The organism is Roseateles sp., from assembly GCF_039929605.1.
GTDB lineage: Bacteria > Pseudomonadota > Gammaproteobacteria > Burkholderiales > Burkholderiaceae_C > Pelomonas.
Window position 1 is genome coordinate 1 of record NZ_JBDSQX010000015.1, and the last position, 7,130, is coordinate 7,130.

Here is a 7,130-nt window from a genome sequence, read left to right on the forward strand (position 1 = left end):
GGGGTGCCCTCAAGAAACGGAAAATTCTGTACGTTAAGCCCACTGGATCTAAAGCGCCCGATTGAACCGCCAGTCGACGCATAAGGCGCGGGTTGGGAGGTAGCAAGCATGCCGTCATGGTGCCGGATTCTCCGGCTGCGCTGACGGCCCGGCTGCTGCCTGCGATGACATCGCCATCGGCCGGAGGGCCCTGAACTCGCCTGGCTTGAGGTGCTTTTCACCTCCCCAGTCGTAGTCGCCGGTCAGGATGATGTGGCCCCAACCCAGCGGCGAGACATGCTGTAGCAGCGCGTCGTCGATCTGCTGATGCTTCCGAAGCTCGGCAACGGCACGCTCGATGTAGACCGTGTTCCACACCGTGATCGCCTGCATGACCAGATTCAGGCCGCTGGCCCGGTTCTGCTGGTCCTCGAAGGCGCGATCGCGCACCTCACCGAGGCGGTTGAAGAAGACCGCTCGCGCCAGCTTGTGGCGCGCCTCGCCCTTGTTCAGGCCGGCGCCGACGCGTCGCCGGAAGGCGGGCTGTCGCAGCCACTTCAACGTATGGATGCCGCGCTCGATGCGCCCCATCTCGCGCAGGGCCAGCGCGATGCCGTTCTGCCTCGGATAGGCAGCGAGCTTTCGCAACACCAGGGACACCGTCACCGTTCCTTGCGCAGTGGACGCCACCATGCGCTTGACCTCCTCGAACCGCTCCTCGATCGCCTTCAGGTTCAGGTTGCCGCCAATGATGGACGCCAACGCTGGCCAGTCGGCAGCTTTGCCCGGCACGTACAGGCGCTTGTCCTTCAGATCGGCGATGCGCGGCGCGAAAGTGAAGCCGTGCCAATGGCACATTGCGAACACGTGGTCGGTGAAGCCGGCGGTGTCGGTGTAGTGCTCCTCGATCTTCAGGTCTGACTCGTGGTAAAGGAGTCCGTCGAGGACATGCGTAGCGTCGCGCGCCGGTCCGTTGATGACCTTGATGTGGAAGCCGCCGTACTGGTTCGACACATGGGTGTAGAACAGCACGCCTGGATCGTCGCCGTACTTCGCGTTGCGGAACCCCGACTGTTCCGCGTGGCTACCGGCCTTGAAACGCTGGCCATCGGACGATGAGGTGGTGCCGTCGCCCCAGTGCTTCGAGAACGGCAACTGGTGGTGGTAGTTGACCAGCTCGGCCAAAGCCTTGGAGTAGGTGTCGGTGCGCACATGCCAGGCAACGTGATAGGCCAACCTCGCGGCCGACACGCCCGGCGTGGCCTGCGCCATCTTCTCCAGACCGAGGTTAGAGGCATCCGAGAGGACAGCCGTCAGCAGCAGCTTGCGATCCTGCGTTGGCTCGCCGGATTTCAGGTGCGTGAACTGATGCGTGAAGTCGATCCAGCCCATCACTTCCTGCAGCAGATGGGTGATCTTGACCGGTGGCAGCATGCCGTACACCTGCCCAACGAGGGCCTTTGCTTCGGGCGGCGTGTCATCCTCGATGGGCGAGATCTTCAGACCCCGGTCGTCGATCTGCACGTCGGGCAGCTCGCCAGCCGCGGCGAGCCGATTCACCTCTTCCAGCAGCTCGCGCAGCGCGCCCAGTCGCTCGTCCAGATAGGCCTTCGCTTCCAACGGCACAGGCAGCTCGACGGCACCGTCCGCCAGTTGTTGTTCGAAGACGGCCTGCGGCAGCAGGTACGCCTCGAAGTCCTTGAACTGCCGGCTCCCCGCAACCCACACGTCGCCGGATCGCAGGGCGTCTTTCAGTTCGCACATCACGGCCATCTCGTAGTACCTGCGGTCGACGCCCTGTTCGGTGACAACGAAGCGCTTCCAGCGCGGCGCCACGAAGTCGAGCGTCGCGTCGGCCGGCAACTTGCGGTCACCGCGGCTGTTCATCTCTCGCAGCAAGTTGACGGCGTCGATCAACGGCTGGCGCACCGGCGCGGCTCGGAAGTCGAAGACATCCAAGAACTCGGGCTCGTAGCGACGCACCTGGCCATGGTGCTCAACGATCAATGCCAGTGCATCAAAGGCCTCGTCGCGGGCAATGCGCTGGGCTTCCTCCACATTTCTCTCAAAGGCATCCCAGGACACGATCTCCTCGATGGCAGCGAAAGCATCCTCGTCGGCGCCCCGCGCGTCGATCAGCGCGCGGCCGATGTCGGCGAACAGGCGCACCTTGGCATTGAGCGCCTTGCCGTCGGCCGCGAAACGCTGGGCGTACTGATTCCGGTCCCGGGAAAAGAACGATCCAATCAGGCGGTCATGAAGGTCGAGGACCTGGTCGGTAAGCGTGGCCGAGGTGTCCAGCGCGATGGCCACCAGCGTCGCGCGGCGTCGCAACGGCTCATGGTCTTTGAGCTGGTACACCGCCGACTGCGCGCCCTCGCGCGCCATGCGCAGCAGTCGGTCGGAATTGACGTCGCGCCCGAGCTCGGCCGGCAGGGCCAGCGCGCGTAGAGCCTTCAGACGGGCGATGTGGGCAATGATGGAACGAGCGCTCGGCTTCCCGGGCGGCTGACGCAGCCAGGTCAATGCTGTGATCGGCCCGCCCCCATGAACCTCCAGCAGCCCGTCCAGCTGTTCGAGCTGGGCCGGCGTCAGCGGCGATGTCAGAAGCTTGAAGATGCGCCGCTGCGCCCGCGTGTACACCTCGGCACAAAGGCGCTCGATGGTGCCGATGGCGGGCAGCACGACCCGCCGCCGACGCATTTCGGCGACAAGGGCCTGGGCCAGCACCATGCCCTGCGTCGTTTGCATCGCGACCGCCAGCAACCAATGGGACAGCGACCGGTGCTCATGCAAGTCCAGGGTCCGAAGACCGAGCCATTTGATGACTGTGGCGACGTGTTCGCGGCGGGTCTCGTCGCGCTGAGCGTAGATTGCCCAGACCGAAGTGGCCGCCTTGAGCTGTGCCGCCGTCATCGCAAGCACCTGAGGGTACGGGGCTTCGCCGCGCGCAATTGGGCGGCCCGGGAAGCGCAGGTAAGCCAGTTGCACCGCGACGCCAAGTCGGTTGTGCACGCCACGATGGGCTTTGATAAAGGCCTTGTCGGTATCGCTGAGGGTGTAGAGCCGGATCAGCTCTGCAGCATCAGTGGGAAAGCTCAGCAGTTGCTCGCGCTGCGCAGGCGTCAGCAGTTCTCGGCGTGGCATACGTTCGAGGCGCCTCCGCAATTCGTTTGAAGTATCGCGTAGCGAATTGATGAGTGGGGACGCCGACGAAAATGCAGGGCTAAAGTCACGGATTCAGGAACTTGACTCCGTCACGTCTATACATCGTCGGAGGAGCTTCGAAAGCTTCGTAAAGATTTAGCCCGCACTTGCCGCAGTGCCTAGACAGGCGAAATTCTGGAGTTTGATGACGACCCTCGCAATATCGATCAGGTATTCCGCACGAACTCACCCGCAGAGTGAATCTGAGGCACACAAGAATCTTGCGAAAACCCCAACCAAATCAATACGTTGCGAGCGAATTCTGCATCGCGGCCACGATTTAGGTTGATTTCAAGTCTTTAGTATGTATTTTAGATCCAAAGCGGATAACAAAAATTGCAACCAGCTGCCCAAATACAAGCAGCCCAAGAAGAATTGGCAAACTAATTTCCTTTCCATTACGTCGAATTTCCAGAAGAACGATTCCTGCAAAATCGTTCAGGCCCACAAACAACGCCACAACCAATGAAAAGAAACAGACTGCCGCGCTACAAAAGAGCCAAATCGCCGTACCGGATATATCCTTACGATTAACAAATAACAAAGGCAGTAAAAAACCAATGCCCGATGCAACCAATGCCGAATGCCTCCCAAAACCAGCGAGCAGAACTAGGATAACAGCGGAAACAGCGTAGAGAACTGCTGAGCTAAGGATCATCAACAAAGCAGCTGCGCCAAAAGTAATATTCCTCACGGCATATATTTCCATAAAAACTCCTCAAGCTTCTTAAAGCCAGCCGTCATGACGCTCAAAAATGTCCCGATGGCCACGGCGGAAAAATCTTTGGCCACTTTAAAATACGAAATTCCCCCCGCCAGCGCGGTCAAGAATGAAATAGTATTGATCAAAAAAGCCTTGTCTTCGGGAGTGCGTCCTGGTCTATCAATGATCTCATTAATATACTTGATGTATTGGGTCAAGGCGTAATACACCCCTCCAATTAAAGCCAAGGCACCAACAAAAGTTACCTCGCCTATAAATAATGCACCGAGCAGCGGGCCAAGAACAACTGCGAGCATCGCAAAAGCAATTGATGCCAAGGGAATCCAGGCGCCATTCCCCCCGCCCTCAATCAAATCACCCCCTGCCCCCGTCTGCGGATCGATTATCGTGAACCCCGCGCCCGTCCATCCATCCTGCGTGATCGGCGCCTGATGGATCGTGACCTCATATCCCGCATCCAACGCCTGCTGCACTCTGTTCTTCGTATCTGAAGTGTGTGCTGCAAGCTGACTCTGCACGATCCCAAGGTTGTCGTTGTAGACCTGCGGGGTAATGGTGTAAATCCTCTGCCCGGCTTGTGCCGCGATCCCTAGCGCCTTGAGCGCACTCACGCCCTGCTGGCAGCTCGGCAATCCCGCGACTGGGTTCGGCACTCCGCTGGGGTTGCACCTGCTCGTGTCGCTGAAGAAGCGCTCGGGAATGGCGTGTTCCAACCCACTCATGTATTGTCCCCTCAGGCGGTTATAACCAATCCACTCCTGCTGGTTGTTAGCCTTGCTCACCGTCAGATTACGCACATGCGGCACATCAATATTTACCCCCGGGAATTTGACCTGCCGCACCACGCCCCAGCTATAAATCGGCTGCGCCGTTGCGTGGAACAAACCATAGCTCAGCCCAGGGTTCTCCACCATGCCGGCCTGGTTCTGGCTCAGCCGGTTGTGGATGTCGGCTGCAGCAAACCAGCTCCAGATCGTGGCCGTTAGGAGATCGCCTGAAATTTGCTCCCCCGTCAGCCCGGCGAGATTGTTGGCCTGCAACTGGCTCTTCGCGGTTTCAAGCCGGGTCTTGAGCTGGCTGAGCTGCGCTGAACTGATGCCTTGCAGGCTCAGCCCGATCGCCGTCGCCTGTCCCACTGTGTTGCTCTCCGCCGTACCCGTGTCCCACTCGCCCAGGTTGCTGAACCGCGTAAATCCCGCACTGCTGAACAAGTCCGTCCCCATCGTCAGCGCCTGGCTGCTGGTGGACACCACTTTCCCATCCAGCGTGATCTGCGGTTTGAGCCGGATGAGGTAGCCCGGCAGGGTGCTCGGTAACTCGTTGGGTTGGATGGGGCTGCCATCCGCATGCGGCTTGGGCAGGTAGCTGGAGATAAGGTCAGCGTCTGCCTGCGTGGCGGGCACATAGCTCAGCGTCAGCCGCTTTCCGGCGAGCTGGCTGGTTGTTACCTGATAGCTCAACACCGGCGCCGGATCGTCCATGCCGGCGTCCTGCATGTTGAAGAGCTGGATGCGGAACTGGTGCTGTAGGTTGATCGGCACGGCGGCCGTGCGCTCGCCGGTCTGCACGACTGCATATGGCAGGCTGCCGGCCAAAAGGCTGGGGAGCTGCTGAGGGATAATCTTCTTGCCGATCAAATCGCCGACTGTCGCGCTGGCGTTCTGGCTGTCGATGTAGGTTTTGAGCTGAGCCTGGTAGTCGTTAAGCTGGACTTGGACCGCAGCCTGGTTGAGGTTCTGCACCCAGCCTTCGCTGGCGTTGACGGTGGCGCCTTGCTGGGCCGCGTTGATGAGAGCCTGCGGGTCCAGCGGCACGGCGGTCTTGAGGTCGAGCCCCTGGGCGTAGCTGTACTGCTTGTAGCTCGGGTCCAGCGGCACCCAGGCATTGAGCGTGCCGTTGGGGTTGACGTGCTGGCCGGCCGTGCCTTGCTTGGCGCCCCGGCTGGGCAGCCAGTTCACGTAGGCGCTGACCCAGACGTGTTCCATGCGGACCTTGCCGATGCCGCCGCCTTGAAGGATGCCTCGGTTGGCAATGCCGCCTTGGCCCAGGAGCTGCTGCGCGGCCTCGACCTTGGTGGTGCCGCCCACCCAGTTCTGCAGCTTGTCGGAGTCTACTTCGATGGTGCCGTACTGATAGCGCGCGGGGATGTTGGCGGCTCTGAGAAGGGCGATTTCGAGGCTGGCGATGTCGTGGGCGTTGCCGCGCTTCTTGGCCAGGGTGTCCTCGGCGCTTTGCACCGCCCCCCAGCTCGGCAGCCAGTCGAGGTTGTTGCGCACCCAGTTGTGAATGGCCAGCGGGTTGTTACCAAGCTCGGCGGCCTTGGCCGTAATGGCGGCGCTACGTTGGGTCTCGGGGGTCTGGGCGAGGTCGGCCTCGGTCGGCGCCTGGCCGGGCTCGGGCGGGACGTTGAAGTTGATGGGGCCAATGCTGCTGCCGCTGGCCTGGGCCAGCATTACCTTGGGTGTGCCCCACAGGTTCTGGAACCACGCGGTCTGGGTGTCTGCGGGCTGCCGCGTGGTGGACTCGGGTGCTCGCCAGGGGAGCTTCTTCGGGTCCAGTGGCGCGGCGACGCGGGTGGCCGGGTGACGTTTGAAGAAGTCGTTGAGATCGGTCAGCGCTGCCGGCTTGGCGTCGTCAGCGGCTGCCTGCCAGGCCTGACTCAGGCGCTCAAACTCGGCGGCGCGTTGCTCGAACTGGGCCACGGCCTCGCTGTGGCGGGCGAGGATTTCTGCGGGGAGGCGCTTGGCTTGCAGTTCGCGGCCGGTGGCGATGAAGTCGGCGCGCACGGCGGCGCGGCTTTGCGAGATGGCGGCGAGGTGGCTGCGCAGACGCTGGGTCTGCTCAGCCACGCGCTGCTCGCGCTGGCGGCGCAGGTCGGCGGGCTCTTCAACCTCGATGCGCATATCGGGGCCGAGGGCGCGCAGTTGGCGGCCGCTACGTTCGGCAGGTTTGGCATCTGCCGCGATGCTGCGCGCGAGGTCGTGGGCTTGCTGGAAGTCCTTGGACACGCGGTCAGCTGGCGTTAGCGCGCGCTCGGCCTTAGCTTGCTCGATCTTCTGGTTCAGCGCGGCGTACTGCTGGAGCTGGCGCTGTGCGGCCGGGTTCGGCGCGGGCTTGTCGTTGGCCAGCACGCTCAGCGGGCTAAGAGCGTTGAACAGGATGGCGCCGATGAGGGTGCGACCGATGGCGTTGAGCACGGGGCGCCGCTGGCGGCCGGTGA

The 7,130-nt window shown here is 61.9% G+C and carries 3 protein-coding genes; all 3 read right to left on the minus strand.

Going from position 1 to position 7,130, the window contains the following annotated elements; genetic code table 11:
• Positions 1–114: 114 nt before the first annotated feature.
• Complete coding sequence (locus ABIS05_RS02055) at positions 115–3,126, minus strand: Tn3 family transposase (RefSeq protein ID WP_348011134.1); 3,012 nt, start codon at positions 3,124–3,126, stop codon at positions 115–117.
• A gap of 340 nt (positions 3,127–3,466) precedes the next feature.
• Positions 3,467–3,895 carry a hypothetical protein gene (locus ABIS05_RS02060; protein ID WP_348011135.1) on the minus strand — a complete coding sequence of 143 codons (429 nt, stop codon included), beginning with the start codon at positions 3,893–3,895 and terminating at the stop codon, positions 3,467–3,469.
• A complete protein-coding gene (locus ABIS05_RS02065) occupies positions 3,877–7,107 on the minus strand; it encodes a transglutaminase domain-containing protein (RefSeq protein ID WP_348011136.1) in 3,231 nt (1,076 codons plus the stop codon). Before ABIS05_RS02065 ends, ABIS05_RS02060 begins: the two co-directional genes overlap by 19 nt.
• Positions 7,108–7,130 lie beyond the last annotated feature (23 nt).

Bases quoted from the DNA above. Each gene is read 5' to 3' on its own strand.
- ABIS05_RS02055 (WP_348011134.1), bottom strand. From the start codon at position 3,126: ATGCCACGCCGAGAACTGCTGACGCCTGCGCAGCGCGAGCAACTGCTG.
- ABIS05_RS02060 (WP_348011135.1), bottom strand. From the start codon at position 3,895: ATGGAAATATATGCCGTGAGGAATATTACTTTTGGCGCAGCTGCTTTG.